Here is a 23,819-nt window from a genome sequence, read left to right on the forward strand (position 1 = left end):
TAGCAGGTAGGAATTAAAATTCAGAGATGGAGATATCACAATGAGTGAAAACGATAATGAACAACGGATCGAAATTGGTAAGAAACTTCGTGATGCTCGACAGGCAAAGGGCTACACGTTAGATGACTTACAACAATTAACTAAAATTCAAAAGCGGTACTTAATTGCGATCGAAGATGAAAAATTTGATGAGTTACCGGGCGACTTTTATGTTCGGGCTTTTATTAAACAATACGCAGATACTGTTGGTCTTGATGGCAATGAGCTGCTAAAAGAATTTAATGAACAGCTGCCACAAACTAAGACAAAAGAATATTCTGAGCACATTAGTCAAGCAGTAGAAACACGGGCTAACCGACGGAAAACAGTTAGTCAGGGTGTCAGCAAAGTTCGCCAGTACTTGCCAACAATTATTATTGCCTGTGTAATCGTGATTGTTTTGGCAGCAATTTGGGTGACCGCAATTGTGCGTGGTCATCAAGATGCTTCCACGAAGATTGATAATAGCTCTGTTTCAGTTTCTGGTGAAAGCCGGAAAAAGAGTAGTAGCTCTGTAAAGAAACACTCAACTAAGTCGCCGAAGAAGAGCACTGCAATTAAACTAACGGAAGTTAGTCGGAATAACAATAGTGTTACCTATAACGCTGCTTCACTGAAGAAAGATACAAAATTACAAATTAAGACAAGCGGCCGGGCATGGAACAGTGTGACTACTGATGGAACCAGTGCCTTAAGTCGGACGATGGATGCTAATTCAACGGCTGACGTAACCATTAAACGGACTGCTAATACCGTTGTGATTACGGTTGGAAATGCTTCAGCAACGAGTTTGAAGCTTGGTAATAAGAAGATTAACTTTACTGATAACGGTCGTTACAATAATACTCGAACAGTTACGATTCACTTTGGTAATTCTTCTAGTTCGTCAGCTTCTAGCAGTGCATCCTCTACTCGGACAACAACTACTAACAATAACCAACGGACTACGACTCAGACAACAAGGACAAACGAAACAAATCGGAATACAACCACAACTCCGGTTCGTTCAACTAACGCTCCTGCAACAAACCAGGGGCAAAATCAAAGTCGGTCACAGAACCAACAACCACAGACTAACCAAACGCAATCACGCTAATTGTTATGAGGAGGAAGTAATTTGAATTTACCTAATAAATTAACAGTTGTGCGTTTAACCATCATTCCCTTTTTCTTGTTGTTAATGGTTTTGCCATTGAAATCATGGGGTGCCATTAGTTTCTGGGGAGCAACAATTCCGGTTTCCCAATTTATTGCAGCAATCTTGTTTATTGCAGCAACATTGACCGATAATTTAGATGGTCGAATTGCACGAAAGCATCATTTAGTAACTAATTTTGGTAAGTTTACTGATCCATTAGCAGATAAATTACTAGTAATGACAGCATTTATTGTCTTGACTGGAAATCAAGTAGTTCCTGCATGGGTAACCTCAATTATTATCTGGCGAGAACTATCTGTTACTGGATTGCGTCTCTTGTTGGTAGAACAAGATGGGGTTGTTTTGGCTGCCAAAATGCCGGGAAAGATCAAGACGACTACCCAGTTCATTGCGATTATTTTCTTATTGCTTAATAACGTAATTTTTGCAATCTGGGGGATACCATTTGGACAAATCATGCTATATATTTGCCTATTCTTTACTATTTACTCTGGTGTTGATTACTTTATTCAGGGTAGAGATGTCTTTTCAGATGGTTTTAAATAGTAAATAAAAACGAAGAGCGAACTTTAGGAGTCATGAATAGCTTCTTACATTCGCTCTTTGTTTTTATTTTTAAATAATTATAGATGTTTTGGCGGAAAACGTTCATTTTAGTTTTGAAATATGATGACATTGGTCTGTACCTTTTAAAAGAAGGGTTCAATTTTTATGATAAGAAGATGAAACTATGCTTTTATTCTTAAAGCCGGCTCCTGATGCTAAGGTTAAAGTCCCAAAGAATAAGATTGCGACCGTCTATAAGTGGCGTCAGGTCGGTGTGTTATTGTCAATCTGTATCGGTTACATTGGCTATTATGTTATTCGTCTTATTTTTACAACCGAGCAGAATGATATTATGAAGCAGTACGGCTTTACCACTGCTGATATTGGAATGGTCCTTTCGTGTTTTGGTATCGGTTATGGTATTTCCAAGCTATTCATGGGAGCACTTAGTGATAAGAGTAACCCCAACTACTACCTAGCAACTGGTTTGATTATTTCAGCAATTTTGAACTTTGGCTTGGGTGCCACGAGAAACCTTTACGTAATGATGTTCCTGATATTGGTAATGTCAATTGCGCAGGGGATGGGGGCTGCTGCTTGTCAACGGATTATCCAACTATGGTGGGGAAAGAAACACCGTGGGGCAATCTACTCTATTTGGTCATCCGCTCATAATGCTGGTGCATTTGTCTGTGTTGCCGTTGTTCAATTAGCAACTTTCATGATCTCCGGCTCAATTCCTGCAGTATTCTACACTGCATCAGTTGTGTCATCTTACTATTTATTTGTCTGACAACCTATTTCTTTAGCACTAGTTATGTTTTGATTGTTACCGTCCTTTTTATCATGGGAACGTTAATTTACGCACCGTTAACTTTGGTTGGTTTAATGGTAAACGAAGCCGTTCCAAAGTTTGCTGTTGGTTCATCAACAGGATTTATGGGCTTTTTCCAGTATATCTTTGGTGAAACCTTAGCAACGGCCTTAATTGGTGTTTTGGTCTCCAAGTATGGATGGTTGGCAAGTAATATTGTTCTTTATTCAGCAGCAGCTCTTGCGTTATTGTTATTAATCTACATTATGTTTAATGAGAATAGAGTTGCTAAGCTTGCTAAAGAAGGTATAAAAGAATAAAGGCTTGCTAATATTATTTATTTTGGGCACTAGTTTCAATTTTTATTGGATACTAGGCCCTTTTTAGATCAAGGCTTATATTAATAGGGGATTAGTTATATGATTGATCTAGAATTTAGAATAGAAATTAAAAAGTAGGATTAGACAATTTTTACGTTATTAATACTTGGAGGCAAAAAACATGAATGCAGAAATTATTTCGGTTGGTGATGAGCTCCAACGTGGTGAAATCACTAATACTAATTCAGCGTTCTTAACAAAAAAATTGAATTCTTTAGGAATTGTTATAATGTCACAAGTAACTATTGGTGATGATCCAGACGCTATTATTAGCAGTGTTCATGGAGGAAAAGGGCAAGCTGATTTGCTCTTTGTTTGCGGTGGCTTAGGGCCTACTGCAGATGACGTTACCTTATCAGCAGTTGCTAAGGCTGTTGATATGCCAGTAAAGACTGATATCCCAACATGGCAACATCTTTTAAGCATTTTTGCTCAACGCCAAATTGACGTTCAACCAGAGAATAAGCGCCAGGCACAATATGTTGGTAAATTGATTCCTAATTCGCGGGGACTAGCTTTAGGAAGTTGGGTTAAGCTGGGTAAGCAACGCGTCGTTGTCCTTCCAGGGCCACCTTCTGAATTTCAAGCAATGGTGGAACAAGAAGTGATTCCCATGATTATTAAAGAATTTAATATTCAAAAGACAATTAAAACCCGGGCACTCCATTTTCTCGGGAGACCTGAGTCGATTTTGATGAATGATTTGAAATCGGTGATGGAAACTTATCCAGACATCACGATTACTTCGTATGTTAAGCCTACTAATATTGAGCTCCGGTTAACTGGCTTTATGAATAAGCAAATAGATATTGATGCCCGGTTTGATCAGGTAACAAAGATGATTCTTGAAAAAGAGGGTGAATATTACCTGGGAATGGGAAATAATTTCAGCCTAGTAAATAAGGTAGTTAACTTACTTAAACAACAAAAATTGAAAATTACTGGAGCTGAAAGTTTAACTGGCGGTCTCTTTCAGAGTACGATTTGTTCAGTTCCTGGTGCTTCAGAAATTTTTGATGGAGGATTTGTCACTTATGCCGCATCAGCAAAGGTTAAATTGCTAGGGATCCCTTCTACGTTGATTGAACATAATGGGGTAGTAAGTAGTGCTACTGCTGAAGCAATGGCTGAATATTCTCGTAAAAAACTTGGTGCTGACTTTGGGCTTGGCTTTACCGGGGTTGCAGGTCCAGATAGCCTAGAAGGTAATCCGGCAGGGACTGTTTGGATTGGATTAGCGCGTAAGGGGGAAAAGCCAATTTCAAAACAATTACACCTAGCGGGTTACTTAGGCCGACAAGAGATTCGTTTGTTAAGTGTCCAGTATGGTTTACAAATGGTTTTACGAGAAATTAAAAAATAATCGAACCATTGTTCGCTAAAATTCTTGTTTTTTTGTCCAAAACTGTTATGATTATTAACGGATATTCCGTTTCAAAGGAGGAATTATTTTGGCTGATCAACGAAAAGCAGCACTTGATGTCGCAATTCGTAAAATTGAAAAGAATTTCGGTAAGGGTTCCATCATGCGGATGGGTGACGCAGCCGATATGAAGATTGCAACGGTGTCAAGTGGCTCATTAGCAATTGACAAGGCCCTTGGGGTAGGTGGCTATCCCCGTGGTCGAATTGTTGAAATTTATGGTCCTGAAAGTTCAGGAAAGACAACTGTTGCATTGCAAGCAGTTGCTGAAGTTCAACGTCAAGGTGGTACAGCAGCTTATATTGATGCTGAAAATGCCCTTGATCCTCAATATGCAGAGGCATTAGGGGTAAATATTGATGATCTACTTCTTTCCCAGCCTGATACTGGTGAAGAAGGGTTGGAGATTGCTGACGCATTGATTTCAAGTGGAGCAGTGGACTTAGTTGTTGTTGATTCAGTTGCTGCCCTTGTACCACGTGCTGAAATTGAAGGTGAGATGGGAGATGCTCACGTCGGTCTCCAAGCACGGTTAATGTCACAAGCATTGCGGAAGCTTTCTGGAGAAATCAATAAAACAAAGACAATTGCAATCTTTATTAACCAAATTCGTGAAAAAGTTGGTGTAATGTTCGGTAATCCTGAGACGACTACTGGTGGTCGGGCATTAAAGTTCTATTCGACCATTCGGATGGAAATTCGTCGTTCTGAACAAATTAAGAACGGGACGAATGTTATCGGTAACCGAACTAAGATTAAGATTGTTAAAAATAAGGTTGCTCCACCGTTCAAGCGTGCCGAAGTTGATATCATGTATGGTGAAGGAATTTCTAAGACCGGTGAACTTCTTGATATGGCCGTTGATAAGGACCTTGTTAATAAGTCTGGTGCATGGTACTCATACGGAGACGAACGCATTGGCCAAGGTCGTGAAAATGCAAAGAAATGGTTAGCAGAACATCCTGATAGTATGGCAGAACTAATGAATAAGGTTCGTGAAGCTTATGGGATGGAGCCATTGAAGGGTACTGCTAACGACAAAGATAAAAGCGAAAAGCAAGATTCTAAAACTGGTTCTAAGCAGGAAACTATCGAAGAAGCAAGTAAAAAGTAAAGATTTTTAATTTTAGGAGGAGAATTACTAAATTAGTAGTTCTCCTCCTTTTAATTATTAAAAGAGTGGTTGACACTAATTAACCGCAAGCTTAAAATTTAACTTGTGTGATATTTAATTTATCATACGGTTAAATTAAACTAATTAATTGAACCAATAATAAAAATATAGTGAAAGCGGAGGTGAAATGATGGAAGCTTTCGGCTTAGTTTTCGCCGCGCTTGCTATGGTTGTCGGTATTATTATTGGATATGCAATTCATAAGGTTTCTGTTGAGAAGCAACTTAAAGTTGCAAACCAAAGTGCAGACCAAATTCTTTCCACTGCAAAGCAGGATGCAGCGACGGCGAAAAAAGAGGCAATTTTAGAAGCTAAGGAAGAAAGCCATCGTTACCGGGAAAGTGTTGAACAAGAATTAAAACAACGGCGAAGCGAAGTTCAAAAGCAAGAGGATCGGCTCTTGCAACGAGAAACATCATTGGATCGTAAGGATGATGCTTTAGAAAAACGTGAAGATGCTGTTGGTAAACGAGAACACCAACTTGAACAACAAACAAACCAGTTAAAGTTATCCCAAGAAAAGGCTGATTCATTAATCGAAGAACGGCAACAAGAATTAGAAAAGGTTGCCCAATTATCCCATGATGAAGCTAAAAAGCAGGTCTTAGATCAAGTTAAGGAAGAGTTGAAGACTGAGCGTGCAATCATGATTCGTGATAGTGAACAGAATGCGGAATTAACTGCTGATAAGACAGCAAAGAAGTTAATTGTCGAAGCAATTCAACGGAGTGCAGCCGATGTTGTCTCCGAAGCTACCGTTTCCGTTGTTAATTTACCAAATGACGACATGAAGGGGAGAATTATAGGTCGTGAAGGTCGTAATATTCGGACCCTTGAAACATTGACCGGGATTGATTTAATTATTGATGATACTCCTGAAGCTGTTGTGTTAAGTGGGTTTGACCCGGTTCGACGTGAAATTGCTAAGATCGCGTTGGAGAAACTGATCCAGGATGGTCGGATCCATCCAGCAAGAATTGAAGAGGCTGTTGATAAGGCTCGCCAAGAAATGGACGCTAACCTCCGGGAAACTGGGGAACAAGCACTCTTTGATCTTGGAATTCACTCGATGCATCCTGATTTGATTAAGACGGTTGGTCGAATGAAGTACCGGACAAGTTATGGTCAAAATGTTCTAGATCACTCTATTGAGGTTGCTAAGCTTGCTGGAATAATGGCTGCTGAACTAGGTGAAGATGTAACTCTTGCTAAGCGTGCTGGCTTATTGCACGATATTGGAAAGGCAATTGACCATGAAGTTGATGGTTCACACGTTGAACTTGGTGTCGAATTAACTACGAAGTATAAGGAAAATAAGGTAGTTATTAATACGATTGCCTCACACCATGGTGACGTACCGGCTAAATCAGTAATTGCAGCTCTTGTTCAAGCTGCTGATGCTATTTCTGGTGCTCGTCCTGGTGCGCGGAGTGAATCACTTGAACAATATATTCAACGATTAAAGAAACTAGAAAGTATTGCAAATGACCATGATGGTGTCGATCATAGTTACGCAATTCAGGCAGGTCGTGAATTACGGGTAATTGTAAAGCCAAAGAAGATTTCTGATCTTCAAGCGACTGTTTTATCTCATGACATTAAGCACGAGATTGAACAAGAACTTGAATATCCAGGGCACATTAAGGTAACGGTTATTCGTGAAGTTCGTGCGATCGACTATGCAAAATAAATGTTAGCTAAGGCATTTTAATATAGGAAAGAGACCGGGGATGCTCCTGGCCTCTTTCTTTATTTAAAAAATAGTTAATACTGGAGTAATAGCTTTATTTTGTTTTTCACTTTCTTGCACTTGAATTATGCAAAAAATATAATAAGTAAAGTATAGTTGCACGAAAAAAACGTTCTATTTATGTAGAGAGAAAATTTGCGGGGTGAAATTAGGTGGCAAAGAAAATGACGCCAATGATGGAACAGTACCAAAAGGTTAAGGATCAGTATCCGGATGCATTTTTATTTTATCGTTTAGGAGACTTTTATGAACTCTTTAACGATGATGCTGTTAAAGGTGCACAGTTACTTGAATTAACTCTGACAACAAGAAATCATAGTGCAAAGAACCCGATCCCAATGTGTGGGGTTCCACATCGAGCAGTTAATAGCTATGTGGATGTCTTGATTGACAAGGGATATAAGGTAGCAATCTGTGAACAAATGGAGGATCCCAAGAAGGCTAAGGGAATGGTTAAGCGGGCCGTTACCCGGTTAATTACACCAGGAACCCAGATGGATTTAAATGGTGATCAAGCAAAGAGCAATAATTACTTAGCTGGGATTATGCGCCAAGATGATTACTACTATTTAGCATATACTGACTTATCAACTGGTGAATTAAAGACCACTGATTTTTCAAGTGAAGATGAGACGATTAATGAGTTAATCAACTTGCAAAGTCGTGAAGTAGTCATTGATGATTCGGTTGAAGATGACTTTAAACAACAATTAACTAAGCGCAATATTCTTCAATCGCACCAACCAGAAATTGTTAAGGGCGCTGAAGTGAGTTATTTAACCCAGGATTTAACTGATAAGGGGCAGCAAGCAGTTGTCTCACTTTTGGTTTCTTATCTGTTAACAACCCAAAAACGGTCACTTGCTCACTTACAAAAAGCAATTTCTTACCGGCCAAGTTCCTTTATGAAGATCGATCATTATTCTAAAACGAACCTTGAATTGATGACCAATATGAGAAGTGGTAAGCGTCAAGGAACGTTAGCCTGGTTGCTTGATGAAACTAAAACGGCAATGGGGAGTCGCCTTTTAAAGCGGTGGCTCGATCGGCCGCTCATTGATCCTAAGCAGATTAGTGCCCGTCAGGATAAGGTTCAGGAACTTCTTGAACACTATTTTGAGCGCAATAATATCCAGCAAGAATTAATTAAGGTATATGATCTAGAGCGGCTTGCTGGACGTGTAGCATACGGAAGCGTTAATGGACGTGATCTGATCCAGCTTAAGACGTCGCTGCTCCAGGTCCCGAAGATTAAGTATACTTTGGAGACGCTTGATGCGCCTGCATTTACTGACTTGGAAAAACAACTGGATCCACTAACTGATATTGCATCACTGATTGATAATTCGATTGTGGATGATCCACCAATTAGTGTCACTGAGGGTGGAGTAATCAAGGATGGTTACGATAAACAACTTGACGAATATCGGGATGCAATGAATAACGGTAAACAATGGATTGCTGACTTACAGGAGCAAGAGCGCAAGGTGACTGGGATTAATAACCTTAAGATTGGATACAACCATGTCTTTGGTTATTACATTGAAGTAACCAAGGTTAACCTCAGTAAGATTCCTCGTGATCGTTATGAACGAAAGCAAACATTAGTAAATGCGGAACGGTTCTCAACCCCTGAATTAAAAGAAAAGGAGGCATTGATTTTAGGTGCTCAGGAGAAGTCAACTGCGCTTGAATACGATGTCTTTGTTAAAATACGGGAGAAAGTTAAAAAGCAAATTAAACGTTTACAAAGCCTAGCTAAAGCATTATCTGAATTAGATGTTTTACAAAGTTTTGCGGTAGTTAGTGAGGATTACCATTTTGTTCGTCCAGCAATGAATACGGGTCATGTGTTAAAGATCAAGGATGGTCGCCATCCCGTTGTTGAAAAGTTTATGGGACATCAGGAATATGTACCTAATGATGTTTTAATGGATGATTCTACTGATATTCTCCTAATTACTGGTCCTAACATGTCTGGTAAGAGTACTTATATGCGTCAATTGGCATTGACTGCGGTAATGGCACAGATGGGGTGTTTTGTTCCTGCTGAGCGGGCGGAATTACCGATTTTTGATCAGATCTTTACTCGAATTGGGGCAGCTGATGACTTAATTTCTGGGGAAAGTACCTTTATGGTTGAAATGATGGAAGCAAATAATGCTTTAGTTCATGCGACGGATCGAAGTTTAATCCTATTCGATGAAATTGGTCGGGGGACTGCTACCTATGACGGGATGGCACTTGCTCAAGCGATTATTGAATATATCCACGAGCATTTACGGGCAAAGACGCTTTTCTCAACTCACTACCATGAATTAACTGCGCTTGAAACAACCCTACCACGGTTAAAAAATGTCCACGTTGGAGCAACTGAAAAGAATGGGGAACTGGTCTTCCTTCATAAGGTTAGTGCTGGTCCTGCTGATAAGTCATACGGGATTCACGTGGCTAAATTAGCGGGGATGCCAGATAAGTTGCTCAAACGTGCTGACCAAATCCTCAGTTTGTTAGAAAAGAAGGATGTAAAATTACCAACGATTTCTTCAACGACTAATCAGCAAACGGAACCAAATAAGATTAAAGAAAAGGCAGTTCAGCCACTGAAGCCGACGGTCACCGAACAGCCATTAGTCGATCCCAATGGTCAAATGGAACTATTTGGTACTCCTAAACCAAAGCCAAAGGATCCGGCTGCAACGAAGATTATTAAACAGTTAAAGAACCTCAACCTAATGGGGATGACACCAATGGATGTGATGAATCAGATCTATCAATGGCAGCAAAAGTTAAAGTAAGGTGACATAGATGGGAAAGATCCATGAATTAACAAATGTTTTAGCAGATCAGATTGCCGCAGGTGAAGTGATTGAACGCCCTGCATCGATTGTTAAGGAATTGGTAGAAAATTCTTTGGATGCTGATAGCAAGAGAATCGATATTATTGTTGAGAATTCTGGATTAGATAGCATTAGGGTAATTGATGATGGCTCGGGAATCGCTTCTGATGACGTAAAAATTGCGTTTAAGCGTCATGCTACCAGTAAGATTGCGACGAGACGGGATCTTTTTAAGGTAAAAACAATGGGCTTTCGGGGTGAAGCTTTACCAAGTATTGCTTCTGTTGCTGATGTTACTTTAACGACAGCAACTCCAGAAAGTACCAGTGGTTCTTTAATCCATATTCATGGTGGTGAATTGGTTGATTTAAAACCAGGGCCAGCACGTCAGGGGACTGATGTAGTCGTCCGTGAATTATTTTTTAATACCCCAGCCCGGTTAAAGTACCTCAAATCACCACAGACAGAATTAGCCCGAATTACTGATATCGTAAACCGATTGGCATTAGCTAACCCCCAAGTAGCGTTTAGCCTTACTCATAACAATAAGGAATTATTTCGAACTGCCGGAAATGATAATCTCCAACAGGTTGTGGCAGCTATTTATGGAATTCAAGTCGGTAAAAAGATGTTACCGTTTGCGGGTGAAGATAATGATTTTCAGATTGATGGTTTAGTATCGTTACCTGAACTTACGCGAGCATCACGGCAATACATTACAATTACTATTAACCACCGTTATATTCGTAATTTTGAATTGACTAAGGCAATTATCAATGGTTATGAATCAAAGTTAATGGTTGGCCGCTACCCAATTGCCGTTCTTAATATTCAACTTGATCCGGTGTTGGTTGACGTCAATGTTCACCCAGCAAAACGGGAAGTACGATTAAGCAAAGAACCGGAACTATCAGCATTAATCTCTAAAGTGATTCGTCAGCGGATATCAACAGAAAATCTTATTCCTGATGTTGATGCTAACCAATTTATCCCGGATGAACCAGATGTGGATAATTTGGAGCACCAATTAAGTGAAGCCGCTAAGCAATACACAACCCCAAGTACTGCTTTTCATCCCCAGTCTTCAGCTACCGTAGTTAAGAATGGGGGACCAGCAGATGCTGATGCTAGTGATAGTGTCGTTCGGGAGCCCATTGTAATTCACAAAAAAGATGAATTAGCGAGTTCGCAAATGCAGGCATTCGACCAGCGGTATCAGGATGAGGGGATTGCATACCCATTTGGAAGTCCAGATGAACAGGCACCGCAAAAGCCTGTAAAAGCAGAAAATATTGAGCTAGATGTTCAAGATAAGAGTGATCAATCTAAGAAACGTTTTCCAAACTTACAGTATATCGGTCAGTTACAGGGAACATTCCTGTTAGCTCAAGCAAGTGATGGTCTGTATATTGTTGATCAACATGCGGCGCAGGAGCGGATTAATTATGAACGATTCCGAAAAGAGATTGGCCAGGTAAGTGATGATCAACAAGCCTTTTTAGTACCGTTAGTTCTAAATTATTCAACGGTTGATACAATGACAATCACTCAGCATTTAGATGTGCTTGAAGCTGTTGGTCTCCATCTCGAATCGTTTGGTCCTAATAGCTTTATCCTGCGTTCCCATCCAACCTGGTTTGCGGAGGGGCAAGAAGAAGCAACCACTAATGAAATGATTGAATGGTTAATTAATGACGGTAAGATCTCAGTCCATGATTTTCGTCAACGAACCGCAATCATGATGAGTTGTAAACGGGCGATTAAAGCCAATCACCACCTTGATGATCGTGAAGCAAAAGCACTTTTACAACGGCTACCAAAATGTGAGAATCCCTTTAATTGTCCTCACGGGCGGCCTGTGACCGTGCACTTTAATGATCGAGATCTGGAAAAAATGTTTAAACGGATTCAAGATTCACATGTTCCGTTTGCTCAAGATTTTGATGAACACGAATTTTAAAAGAGGAGTACAAGAGAATGTATGAATACCTAACAGGATTGGTTACAATCGTTAAGCCACGTTACATTGTAGTAGAGGTAAATGGCATTGGTTACCAGTTGCTAGTTGCAAACCCCTATCGTTACCATGTCGACAAGCAGGAGAAAGTAACAGTATATGTTTACCAGGCAGTTCGTGATGATGATATTTCACTGTTTGGCTTTAATGATGAGGATGAAAAACAACTTTTCTTGCAATTAATTAACGTTTCGGGAATTGGTCCCAAGAGCGCTTTAGCGATTTTGGCTAACCCGGATCATGATGGGTTGATTAATGCAATTGCAAATGATGATGTTAAGTATTTGACTAAGTTCCCAGGAATTGGTAAAAAGACCGCTTCACAAATCTGCTTGGATCTTAAGGATAAGATTGAACAATTAACCACAACCGAAACGGATCTCTTCAAACCATTATCAACAGCCGAGGCAGCTGCTAACGATGCCTTGCAAGATGCACTAGAAGCATTAACTGCCTTAGGTTACAAGGAACGAGATGTTAAACGAATCAAGAAAGAATTAGAGAAAGAACCAGTAACTTCTACAGAAGAATACCTTCGCCATGCGTTAAGACTATTAAATTAAAGGAGGGTGGTTAAAGGATGGCAAACCAGGATGAACATGAAATTGTTTCTGGTGAGACAACAGGAAAGGAAGAGGCAGCAATTGAACTAACACTTCGTCCACAAACACTAGCTGATTATATTGGCCAAACAAAAATCAAGCACGAATTAAGTGTTTATATTAAGGCAGCTAAAGAACGTGAAGAAGCTTTAGATCATGTCCTTTTATATGGCCCACCAGGTCTAGGGAAAACTACCCTAGCGATGGTAATTGCAAATGAATTAGGAGTAAACATTAAAACCACCAGTGGTCCGGCAATTGAAAAGCCGGGTGATTTGGTTGCACTGTTAAATGAGCTAAAACCAGGTGATGTTTTGTTTATTGACGAAATTCACCGGTTACCAAAAATGGTTGAAGAAATGCTATATTCTGCCATGGAGGATTACTATATTGATATTGTGATTGGTGAAGGACCAACAGCCCATCCTGTTCATTTTCCTTTACCGCCATTCACCTTAATTGGGGCTACTACTCGTGCAGGGATGTTGTCTGCACCATTGCGGGATCGTTTTGGAATTGTGGAACACATGAACTACTATAACCAGGATGAATTAACTAAGATTATTTTTCGTTCTGCAAAAATTTTCCAAACCAAAATTGAGGATGAAGGTGCTCACGAATTAGCCCTTCGCTCTCGGGGAACGCCACGGATTGCTAACCGACTATTAAAGCGGGTGCGTGACTTTGCTCAGGTTGCGGGAAAAGGTTCAATTGATTCGGTTAGTGTTCAACGGGCACTTAAATTGCTTCAAGTTGATGATCAGGGACTTGATGAGATTGACCGTAAACTTCTGCTAACAATGATCAACTACTATAATGGCGGACCAGTTGGCCTAAAAACGATTGCTGCTAATATTGGTGAAGAGAAATCAACAATTGAAGAAATGTATGAGCCATACCTTCTCCAGATTGGTTATTTAACAAGAACGGCACGGGGACGAATGGTGACTGCAGCAGCCTATAAGCATTTAGGCTTAGAGTACCCAACAAAGTGAGGCAGGCAATGAGTAAATATTTTGAAATTGAGCGTTCTAAGAATGGTTTGCGGGCCGGAAAGTTAGTTCTCGATAATTTCCAGTTAGCAACGCCATTACTTGTTCATTCAGGAAGGGTAAACCATTACTTGCTTCCAAAACAAGTCTGGGAAACAAACACGCGGGCCCTGTATTATGATCCAGTTATTTTTGCAGAGGAATTGGGGAAAAAGCAGTTAAGTGACTTACCTAATTTACGTCAATTGTTCGCCTGGAAAGGGGCATTGTTTACCACTTCTGGAGCAGAAGAAATAGCAAGATTAGCTAAACCACGAGGGTATAAAGCTAATGGGGTTAATTTTCGTTTGCCAAATGAAGGACAGTTAATAAGCCTATCTCCTAAAGAAGCGCTTCAGCTACAAGAACATTTAGGAGCCAATATAAGTGAACAACTTTATCGGGCGGTTGATTATTATGCGCCAGTTGATGACTTAACTGCCGGAGTAGAATTGACTAATCGGTGGGCTATTAACGCTGATAATTCACTTTTTCCGGTCACGGGCGGTGGATTAAAGGAGCTTCATCGTAAGAGTCTTGCTTCATTAGAGGGACAGTTTGGCTACCGAATTACCCAAATAGAACAGATTGACACGATTATGGAAGTAAAACGCAATCTTTCAACTGTTATAAAAATGCTACCATCTGAAAGCCTTCGGGTAACTAAGGTCAAGGCTAATCTTGAGCAAGTAATAGCTGCATTGTCTGCAGGAATTGATGTTATTTATTCTGACGTTGCTGTTCATGAGGCAGTAATGGGGAATGTATTGGTAGCAGATGGAAAACGACTTAACTTTGATCATGCCCACTTTGCTAATGACTGGGGACCAATTGATCAAAATTGTGGTTGTCCTGTATGTACTAGTCATTATTCACGGGCATTCCTTCATTACCTTGCAAAAACTGATTCGTCACAATATTTGAATTTGATTTTGGAACATAATTTATTTTGGCTTAATCAATTTATTATTAAGTTTCGTTCCCAGATTAATTGATTTAGGCCACTATTCTCCCTAGGTATGTAGCTTTTTACCGTGTTTTTTGTTACAGTTAAACTTGAAGAATTTTGAAGGGATGGATATTCAGTGAACGGGTTAAACTTTTTAAACCTCGGTGCTGCCTCAAGCAGTGCCAGCAGTTATTCTGGAATGATTTTGATCATTCTGATGATTGCTTTAATGTATTTCTTTATGATTCGCCCACAACAAAAGCAACGGAAGCAACATCAAGATATGATGAGTCAGTTGCACAAGGGTGATGAAGTTGTCACTATTGGTCGGATGCACGGGAAGATTGATTCAATTAACCATGAAGACCGGACAGTTACTTTAGACTGTGAAGGAATTTACTTAACCTTTGATATGGTTGCAATTGCGCGGGTCGTTAAGCCCGCTACTGATGCAAAAGATAAGGCTGAAAGTAAGGAAAACAAGGAATCATCTAAAAAGGATGAAGCTAGCTCAGATGCAAAAGAAGAACTAGCTGCATCTGATTCTGCCAAGAGTGAAGCACCAGCATCAGATGCTGATAATGACGAAAAGTAATTGACACGTTTGGCAAAACGTGGGACACTTTTAAAGAATGTTATTGCAAGCCTTTTAGTTTGCAATTTCATAATGGTAATGATTGATTACCATTATTACTATTGAGTGTTGCATTTTCGCTCATCACGACTGTAAAACAGGAGGGAATTTTAGAATGCAAATTGGATTGATTGGTTTAGGTAAGATGGGGATTCACCTTGCCCAAAACATGATGAACAATGGTAACGATGTTGTTGCCTTTGATTTAAGCAAGGACCTTGTTGACGAAGCAGGTTCTTACGGTGCTACTAAGGCTTACAGCTTGGAAGAAATGGTTTCTAAGCTTGACAAGCCTCGTACAGTTTGGGTAATGGTTCCTGCTGGTAAGCCAACTGACGAAACCATGGACAAGTTAGCTGAATTACTTGATGCCGATGACGTTGTTATTGACGGTGGTAATACTTTCTGGAAGGATTCTATGCGTCACAACCGCATGTTTACTGAAAAGGGTATTCACTACTTCGACTGCGGTTCCTCCGGTGGTTGGAAGGGTGCCCTTAAAGACGGTAACTTCATGATCGGTGGGGATGACAAGGAAGTCTTTGACGAACGTCTTGCCCCACTTTACGATGGTATCGCTGAAAAGGACGGTTACCTTTACACTGGTAAGGCTGGTTCAGGTCACTACCTTAAGATGGTTCACAACGCTATCGAATACGGTATGATGGAAGCAATTGGTGAAGGTTTCGAAATCCTTGAAGCTTCTGACTTTGATTACGATAACGCTGCTGTTTCTAAGATGTGGAACCATGGTTCAGTTATTCGTTCATGGCTGATGGAATTGGCTCAAGAAGCCTTTGAAAAGGATCCACACCTTGATAAGATTGCTGGTCGGATGCACAGTTCTGGTGAAGCTCACTGGACTTTGATGGATGCAATGGACAAGCATGTTCCAGCTCCAGTTATTTACGAAGCATTGAGTGCTCGTTTCCGTTCAATGCAAGATGACAGCTTCGATGGTAAGGTTGTTTCTGCATTGCGGAATGGTTTCGGTGGCCACGCAATGGACAAGGCTAAGAAGTAAACCATTTAAATGCTAATAATAAAACGGAAAGGATGATATAGGATTGTCCACGATTTTATATTAAGCCTTTCCTCTTTTATAAATGGGTCTAGGTATTCATAAGTGAGTGCCTAGCCCCATTTTTATGTAGTAAACCTAGACTTTTAATTGCTTTGTCGGTAGAATTAATGTTTTTCGGTAGAATTAATGTTTTAATCGAACTAGTTAGCAGTGATATAATTTAAAAAGCATTAATTTAGAAACGGAGATACAACATGGCTGATCAATTAGAAGTAATTCTTGAACAAATAAAAAAATATAATAAGATCATTATCCACCGTCACCAACGTCCCGATCCGGATGCAATTGGTTCACAGGTTGGTTTAGCTGAGATTATCAAAGCTTCTTTCCCGTATAAGCAAGTTTACATTGTCGGAAAAGATATTCCTGGTCTAGATTGGATTGGACAAATGGATGATATCGAAGGGCAAATGTTTGACGATGCATTAGTAATTGTTACTGATACGGCAAATGCTCCGCGGATTGATGATCGTCGGTTTGATAATGGTGATGAGTTAATTAAAATTGATCACCACCCTAATGATGAACCATACGGTGATCTAATGTGGGTTGAACCTGAAGCATCAAGTTGTTCGGAAATGGTCTATTCCTTTTATCAACACTTCGCAAAGGAATTAAAGTTACCGAAGAAGGCTGCTTCAGCACTTTATGCGGGTATCATTGGGGATACCGGACGGTTCTTGTATCCCGCTACTACTCCACGAACAATGTTGGTTGCAGGTGCACTAATGGCAGCTGGCGCCGATGCTGCGGCAATTAGCCAACGGGAAAATGAAATTTCAGAACCGGTTGCTCGTTTATCCGCCTATGTTTATGAGAACCTAACGATTAATGATAGTGGTGCTGCTTATATTATTTTAGATAATGATACCTTAGCTAAATTTGGGATTGCTGAATCTGGTACCTCTGCTGTTGTTTCACTTCCAGGAAGGATCCAAGATGTCCTTGCCTGGGCAATCTTTGTAGAGCAGGAAGATGGCCACTTTAGAATTCGGTTACGCTCAAAAGGACCAGTTATTAATGAACTCGCCAAGCAGCATGATGGTGGTGGTCACCCCTTAGCAAGTGGTGCAAAGGCAGCTGATCGTGATGAAATTGAACAAGTTGTTAAAGAATTAGATATATTAGTAAGTAAATACCAAAAATAAGGAAGGGAGGCCAATAATGAGCCAACAAAAAACATTTGCAGATTTTAAATTACAACCATATTTATTAGATGCTATTAAGGAGATTAATTTTCATCAGCCAACCCCAGTTCAGGAGAAGGTAATTCCGTTAATCTTAAAGGGAGAGAGTGTTGTTGGGCAATCAGCAACTGGTAGTGGGAAAACACATGCTTTCCTCTTACCAATCTTTTCTCAATTGGATCCAAATCAGCATGAAGTTCAAACTGTGATTACTACTCCAAGTCGGGAGCTAGCCTACCAAATTTATGCTGCCGCTAAACAATTAAATAAGCATTTACTAACGCCAGTAACAATTCATAATTATGTTGGCGGAACGGATAAGCAACACCAAATTGAACAATTAAAACGTCAGCAGCCACAACTAGTAATTGGGACACCAGGACGGGTACTAGACTTGGTTAAAAGTCAGGCCCTTGATATCCATACTGCTACTAAGTTTGTTGTTGATGAGGCTGATATGACCCTTGATATGGGATTCTTGGATCAGGTTGATCAAATTGCAAGTCGTTTCCCAGATGATTTACAAATGATGGTCTTTTCTGCAACGATTCCGCAAAAGCTCCGGCCATTTTTAAAGAAATATATGGAAAATCCAGTAATGGAAGAGATTCCAACTGAGACGGTGATCAATCCTGATGTTAAGAACTGGTTAATGTCAACTAAGGGTCGCGATAAGAACCAGTTGATTTACCAGTTGCTCACGATGGGTGAACCTTACTTGGCTTTAGTCTTTGCTAATACTAAGGAACGTGCAATTGAGCTTGCCCGTTACTTAGGTGAACAGGGGTTAAAAGTTGCTTTGATTCATGGTGGCCTGGAGGCACGTCGCCGGAAACGAACGATGCGTCAGATTCGTGATCTCGATTTTCAATATGTAGTAGCGACAGATTTAGCCGCGCGGGGAATTGATATTGATGGGGTTTCTTTAGTAATCAATGATGATATCCCGAGTGATCTCGAATACTTTATCCACCGTGTTGGGCGGACTGGTCGAAATGGAATGACCGGGACTGCAATTACTCTTTATGCACCTTCTGAAGATGACTTAATTGCTAAGTTAGAAGAGCGGGGAATTAAGTTTGTACCAAAAGAAATTCGTCATGGCCGAATCGTAACCACCCATGACCGTAACCGACGACAAAACTATAGTCGGCGGCAAGCTAAACTTGATCCAACAATGAAGGGCTTTGTAAAGAAAACAAAGAAGAAGGTTAAACCTGGTTACAAGAAACGGATTAAGCGAGCAATCCGTGAAGATGAACAACAGAAACGGAAACTTGAATTACGGCATAAAATTCGAAAGGCTAAGCGGGCTCGTCAACGGCAACACCGACGGGAACGAAATAGCCGTTGATCTTGAAACCATAATTGGTTATAATATGACTCGTTTGGGACATACCATTTAAATCTTAGATTGCAGAGACAACTGGGTTGGTGTGACAGTTGAGAGAGGTTTAAGTGGGGCTACCCATACGAAAAATTTGATATTGAACTTGCCTTAGGGTAAGAAATAAGAGGTTAACGAAATCCATCGTTGCAATCAGAGTGGTACCGCGTCAGTTCGGCGTCTCTGAAAGCAGGGATGGATTTTGTTTTTTTTTGAAAGGGAGATATTATGAAGCAGTTAAAGAAGCTGAATAGTGCTCAAGTACGACGGATGTACTTGAAGTTCTTTGAAGAACACGGCCACAAGATTATGCCAAGCGCTTCCCTTGTCCCGGTTAATGATCCAACATTATTGTGGATTAATTCCGGTGTTGCAACAATGAAGAAGTACTTTGACGGAAAAGTTGTTCCTGAAAATCCACGGATGACTAGTTCACAAAAGAGTATCCGGACCAACGATATTGAAAATGTTGGTAAGACTGCTCGTCACCATACTATGTTTGAAATGCTTGGTAACTTCTCAGTTGGTGATTACTTTAAGAATGAAGTTATTCCATGGGCATGGGAATTATTAACCAGTGATGATTGGTTTGGCTTTGATCCAGAACGGCTTTACATTACCTACTACCCAAAGGATCACGATGCCTATAATAAGTGGCGTGAAGTTGGTGTCGCTAAGGATCACTTGATTCCTGATGAAGATAACTTCTGGGATATTGGTCAAGGTCCTTCTGGTCCAGATACTGAAATTTTCTATGATCGGGGTCAAGAATTTAATAATTTGGCTGACGATGATCCAGAAAGTTATCCGGGTGGCGAAAATGAACGTTACCTTGAAATTTGGAACATTGTGTTCAGTCAATTTAACCACACTCCTGAAGATACTTATGAACCACTTCCTCATAAGAACATTGATACGGGGATGGGCCTTGAACGGGTAGTTTCGATCTTTGAAAATGCGCCAACTAACTTTGAAACCGACCTCTTTATGCCATTGATTAAGCAAACTGAAGAATTTAGTGGTAGTAAGAAGTATGCTGAGAATAAGGAAGACGACATCCAATTCAAGATCATCGCTGATCACATTCGGACGATTACCTTTGCAATTGGTGATGGTGCACTTCCTTCAAACGTTGGTCGAGGATACGTTATTCGGCGGTTACTTCGGCGTGCCGTTGTTGCCGGAAAGAAACTGGGAATAGATGAACCATTCCTTGCTAAGATGGTCCCAACCGTTGGTAAGATCATGGAAGATTACTACCCAGATGTCCTTGAAAATGCTGACTACATTGCATCAGTTATTAAGTCTGAAGAAGACCGCTTTAGCGCAACCTTAAATGGTGGCCTTAACCTCTTAAACAATGTGATTGCTAATGCTAAGCAAGACGGTACTAATGAAATTGATGGCCGGACTGCTTTCAAACTTTACGATACTTACGGCTTTCCAATTGAACTAACTAAGGAATATGCTAGTGATGAAGGCTTAAGTGTTGATGAAGAAGGCTTCCAAGCTGCAATGACTGAGCAACAAAACCGGGCCCGGAATGCTCGTGACATGGATAACGGGATGGGGGTTCAAACCGATCTATGGACTGACTTTAAGGAAGACAGTAAGTATGTTGGTTATACCGACTTAACCGTTGATAATGCTAAGGTAATTGGCTTGGCTCATGATGGTAAGCAAGCTGATGAAGCCCAACCAGGTGATAAGAACATTGAAGTGATCTTTGATACAACACCATTCTATGCCGAAATGGGTGGCCAAGTTGCTGATACCGGTGACATTATTGATAATTACGGGAAGAAAGTCGGTCGGGTTGTTGATGTTCAACATGCTCCTAACCAGCAGAACCTTCACCGGGTTGAATTGAGTGAGCCATTGAAGAAGGGTGCTCGTTATAAACTCGTTGTTGATCGGATCCGTCACTTGAAGATTGAAAAGAACCACACTGCAACACACTTGCTCGATCAAGCACTTCGGAACGTTCTTGGTGGTCATACTCAACAAGCTGGTTCACTAGTTGAAGAACATTACTTACGGTTTGATTTTAACCACTTTGGTCAAGTTACTGCTAAGGATCTTAAGGCAGTTGAGCAAATGGTTAACGAGCAAATCTGGAAGGAAATTCCGGTTAAGACCGTTGAAACTGATATTGATTCTGCTAAGGAAATGGGAGCAATTGCCCTCTTCTCTGACAAGTACGGTGATAAGGTTCGGGTTGTAAAGATCGGTGATTATAACACCGAGTTCTGTGGTGGAGATCATGTCAAGAATACAAACGAACTTGGCCTTTTCAAGATTGTTTCTGAAGGAGGAGTAGGTGCTGGTGTTCGGCGGATTGAAGCCGTAACCTCAAGCGATGCCTTTAAGTTCCTTCAAGATCGGGATGACCTTCTTAATGAAGTTGCTACTGACTTGAAGGTTGCCCAAATTAAGGAAGTTCCTCACCAAGTAGAAGCATTACAAAGTGACCTTAAAGAAGCACAAAAGCAAAGTGAAACTCTCCAAGCAAAGATTGCTGCCCAACAAGCTAATAGTGTCTTTGAAAATGTTCAAAAGACTCAAGATGGAAGCTTGATTGCTGCTGAAGTTCAGGTTGCTGGAATGGGTCAATTACGTCAATTGGCTGATAGCTGGCGTGCTAAGAATCTTTCAGATGTCCTTGTTCTCGGAACTGCTAATGATGGCAAGGCTAACTTATTGGTTGCTGTTAGTGATGATAAGGTTAAGGATGGCCTCAAAGCTGGTGACCTTATTAAGGCGATTGCTCCTGCTATTAATGGTGGCGGTGGTGGTCGACCAAACCTTGCTCAAGCTGGTGGAAAGAAGCCTGAAGGAATCAAGGATGCATTAAAGCAAGCAGCTGATTACTTAAATAAATAATAAAAATATTTTGCCTTTACTTTAATTGAATTATTATGGTGAAGTCTCAGATTAGAATATGGGAGAAGTTATTTACAGCTTCGTTTTCATATTCCGCATAAATAATTGGGCTCCGGAGTTTGGATTTTCCGTACTTTGGAGCCCAATTTGTATAATTGTCTCTGGACTAGGAAAATAAGTTTGGTTCATGACCTATTTTTCATGCTAGTGAATTGTGATTTATCGGTGATTATAGTAAAATTAGACTATGAATAGTCACTGGAGGTGACAAGTGTGTCAGGGAATAATGATAAGACAATGTTTTTTGATTTTGGTCAAAACAGCCAAGAGGATATTAAACAAACATTAAAGACCGTTTATGAAGCACTAGAAGAAAAGGGATACAACCCAATTAACCAAATTGTTGGTTACCTTCTTTCAGGAGATCCAGCATATATTCCACGTTTAAATGATGCCCGGAACTTAATCCGTCAGCATGAACGTGATGAAATTATTGAAGAGTTAGTTCGGTCATACCTTAAGAATAATGGGGAAACCAAATGAGATTATTAGGGTTAGATGTCGGTTCTAAAACCGTAGGAATTGCAGTTAGTGATCCACTGGGATGGACCGCTCAGGCAGTTGAGATTATCCCTATTAATGAAGACGAGGAAGTCTTTGGAATTGACCGGGTTGCTGAAATCGTCAAGCAAAAACAAGTTGCGGGATTTGTGATCGGTTTACCCAAGAACATGAATAATACTGAGGGCCCACGTGTTGAGGCTTCTCATCATTATGGTGAGTTGCTTAAGAAGCGTTTTCCATCGATTCCCATTGATTTTCAAGATGAACGGTTAACAACTGTGGAAGCTCATCGGATGTTAGTTGAGGAAGCTGATATCTCTCGGGCTAAGCAGAAAAAAGTTATTGATGAAGTGGCGGCTACTTTTATTTTGCAAAGCTACTTAGATCGACACGGAAAACTTGTCCAAAAATTGAAATGAGGTAAGAATTAATGAGTAAGCAACAAAATACGGATGATCAAATGATTACTCTGATTGATGAAAATGGTAATGAACAGCTCTTTAAGGAGCTTTTTACCTTTGATTCAGATGATTGGGGTAAATCGTACATCTTCATTTATCCAGCTGAACAAGAAAATGATGACTCAGTAGATATTCAAGCCTACGCTATTGCCGATAATCAAGATGGTGATGGTGAAGATTTGGTACCAATTGAAGATGATAAAGAATGGGATATGGTTGAAGAAGTTTTAAATACTTTCTTGGATAATGATGGTAACTTTAAAGCTTAATTTAACTTTATTCTAAAAAGGCTGGGATGTGACTAGTTCACGATCCCAGTCTTTTGATTTGGTTTGCCATTTTAAATAGGGGATAGGCAATTGATTCTTTCAACTATTATTTTATTATTACTACTAATAAGCGTTATTCGTGGTTACCGAATTGGCTTATTATCAATGGTAATTTCCGTTTTGACATATTTTATTAGCTATTTTGGTGCTAAATACTTGGCTCCACTGACTGGAAATTTGCTAATGAGCCTTTTTCCTGAGATTAATCACAGTACAGCAATTTCAGGAGAAAGCCTCGCAAGTTTAAACCTTAACCAATTCTTTTATCGCGGAATTGCATTTATTATCAGTTTTACGGTTTTAACGATGATTATTAGGGTGCTATTGCGTCGGCTAAAATGGTTAGCAAGGTTACCCACCTTAGGAACCATCGATCGGTGGATTGGTGCGGCAATTGATCTGATCATTTGTTATGTAATTATCTTCATTGTACTTATGGTATTTCAGTTATATCCTGCGGAATGGTGGCAAGTCCAGCTAGCTAATTCGGAAGTTGCCCAGTTAATTATTAAGGAAACACCATTTTTAACTCAAACGGTTATTAATCTTTTAGGTTAGAAAGGAAA

19 protein-coding genes and 1 pseudogene are annotated in these 23,819 nt (G+C 40.1%); all 20 read left to right on the plus strand.

Annotation, left to right across the window (positions count from 1 at the left end; genetic code table 11):
* Positions 1 to 40: 40 nt before the first annotated feature.
* Positions 41 to 1,135: a helix-turn-helix domain-containing protein gene (locus H9564_RS04245; protein WP_191684277.1), complete on the plus strand. Its 1,095-nt coding sequence runs from the start codon at positions 41 to 43 to the stop codon at positions 1,133 to 1,135.
* Between the two features lie 21 nt (positions 1,136 to 1,156).
* Positions 1,157 to 1,744 carry a CDP-diacylglycerol--glycerol-3-phosphate 3-phosphatidyltransferase gene (pgsA, locus tag H9564_RS04250; protein WP_191684278.1) on the plus strand — a complete coding sequence of 196 codons (588 nt, stop codon included), beginning with the start codon at positions 1,157 to 1,159 and terminating at the stop codon, positions 1,742 to 1,744.
* A 184-nt stretch (positions 1,745 to 1,928) separates the two neighbouring features.
* A pseudogene (locus H9564_RS04255) lies at positions 1,929 to 2,878 on the plus strand (MFS transporter).
* A gap of 181 nt (positions 2,879 to 3,059) precedes the next feature.
* Complete coding sequence (locus tag H9564_RS04260; RefSeq protein ID WP_191684279.1) at positions 3,060 to 4,301, plus strand: competence/damage-inducible protein A; 1,242 nt, start codon at positions 3,060 to 3,062, stop codon at positions 4,299 to 4,301.
* Between the two features lie 88 nt (positions 4,302 to 4,389).
* Positions 4,390 to 5,475, plus strand: a complete 1,086-nt coding sequence (gene recA / locus H9564_RS04265) for a recombinase RecA (protein ID WP_191684280.1) — start codon at positions 4,390 to 4,392, stop codon at positions 5,473 to 5,475.
* Between the two features lie 190 nt (positions 5,476 to 5,665).
* Positions 5,666 to 7,225: a ribonuclease Y gene (gene rny, locus H9564_RS04270; RefSeq protein ID WP_191684322.1), complete on the plus strand. Its 1,560-nt coding sequence runs from the start codon at positions 5,666 to 5,668 to the stop codon at positions 7,223 to 7,225.
* A 212-nt stretch (positions 7,226 to 7,437) separates the two neighbouring features.
* Entirely contained in the window at positions 7,438 to 10,083 is a 2,646-nt protein-coding gene (gene mutS, locus H9564_RS04275) for a DNA mismatch repair protein MutS (RefSeq protein ID WP_191684281.1), read from the plus strand.
* 10 nt (positions 10,084 to 10,093) lie between these two features.
* On the plus strand, positions 10,094 to 12,085 hold the full coding sequence (mutL, locus tag H9564_RS04280) for a DNA mismatch repair endonuclease MutL (protein ID WP_191684282.1): 1,992 nt from the start codon (positions 10,094 to 10,096) through the stop codon (positions 12,083 to 12,085).
* Positions 12,086 to 12,102: 17 nt separating this feature from the next.
* A complete protein-coding gene (ruvA, locus tag H9564_RS04285; protein ID WP_191684283.1) occupies positions 12,103 to 12,705 on the plus strand; it encodes a Holliday junction branch migration protein RuvA in 603 nt (200 codons plus the stop codon).
* A gap of 17 nt (positions 12,706 to 12,722) precedes the next feature.
* A complete protein-coding gene (gene ruvB, locus H9564_RS04290) occupies positions 12,723 to 13,739 on the plus strand; it encodes a Holliday junction branch migration DNA helicase RuvB (RefSeq protein ID WP_191684284.1) in 1,017 nt (338 codons plus the stop codon).
* 8 nt (positions 13,740 to 13,747) lie between these two features.
* Positions 13,748 to 14,770 (plus strand): tRNA-guanine transglycosylase, encoded by a 1,023-nt coding sequence (locus tag H9564_RS04295; protein WP_191684285.1) that lies wholly within the window; start codon positions 13,748 to 13,750, stop codon positions 14,768 to 14,770.
* A 90-nt stretch (positions 14,771 to 14,860) separates the two neighbouring features.
* Positions 14,861 to 15,319 carry a preprotein translocase subunit YajC gene (gene yajC, locus H9564_RS04300; RefSeq protein WP_191684286.1) on the plus strand — a complete coding sequence of 153 codons (459 nt, stop codon included), beginning with the start codon at positions 14,861 to 14,863 and terminating at the stop codon, positions 15,317 to 15,319.
* A gap of 154 nt (positions 15,320 to 15,473) precedes the next feature.
* Positions 15,474 to 16,382, plus strand: a complete 909-nt coding sequence (gnd, locus tag H9564_RS04305) for a phosphogluconate dehydrogenase (NAD(+)-dependent, decarboxylating) (RefSeq protein ID WP_191684287.1) — start codon at positions 15,474 to 15,476, stop codon at positions 16,380 to 16,382.
* 254 nt (positions 16,383 to 16,636) lie between these two features.
* Complete coding sequence (locus H9564_RS04310; protein WP_191684288.1) at positions 16,637 to 17,590, plus strand: DHH family phosphoesterase; 954 nt, start codon at positions 16,637 to 16,639, stop codon at positions 17,588 to 17,590.
* 16 nt (positions 17,591 to 17,606) lie between these two features.
* A complete protein-coding gene (locus tag H9564_RS04315) occupies positions 17,607 to 18,983 on the plus strand; it encodes a DEAD/DEAH box helicase (RefSeq protein ID WP_191684289.1) in 1,377 nt (458 codons plus the stop codon).
* Between the two features lie 261 nt (positions 18,984 to 19,244).
* Complete coding sequence (gene alaS / locus H9564_RS04320) at positions 19,245 to 21,899, plus strand: alanine--tRNA ligase (protein WP_191684290.1); 2,655 nt, start codon at positions 19,245 to 19,247, stop codon at positions 21,897 to 21,899.
* Positions 21,900 to 22,196: 297 nt separating this feature from the next.
* Positions 22,197 to 22,442 carry an IreB family regulatory phosphoprotein gene (locus H9564_RS04325; protein ID WP_191684323.1) on the plus strand — a complete coding sequence of 82 codons (246 nt, stop codon included), beginning with the start codon at positions 22,197 to 22,199 and terminating at the stop codon, positions 22,440 to 22,442.
* Positions 22,439 to 22,882 carry a Holliday junction resolvase RuvX gene (gene ruvX / locus H9564_RS04330; protein WP_191684291.1) on the plus strand — a complete coding sequence of 148 codons (444 nt, stop codon included), beginning with the start codon at positions 22,439 to 22,441 and terminating at the stop codon, positions 22,880 to 22,882. Before H9564_RS04325 ends, ruvX begins: the two co-directional genes overlap by 4 nt.
* An 11-nt stretch (positions 22,883 to 22,893) precedes the next feature.
* Positions 22,894 to 23,193 (plus strand): DUF1292 domain-containing protein, encoded by a 300-nt coding sequence (locus H9564_RS04335; RefSeq protein WP_191684292.1) that lies wholly within the window; start codon positions 22,894 to 22,896, stop codon positions 23,191 to 23,193.
* 90 nt (positions 23,194 to 23,283) lie between these two features.
* Positions 23,284 to 23,811, plus strand: a complete 528-nt coding sequence (locus H9564_RS04340; protein WP_191684293.1) for a CvpA family protein — start codon at positions 23,284 to 23,286, stop codon at positions 23,809 to 23,811.
* Positions 23,812 to 23,819: the final 8 nt, after the last annotated feature.

This window comes from Limosilactobacillus avistercoris (genome assembly GCF_014836425.1).
Lineage (GTDB): Bacteria > Bacillota > Bacilli > Lactobacillales > Lactobacillaceae > Limosilactobacillus > Limosilactobacillus agrestimuris.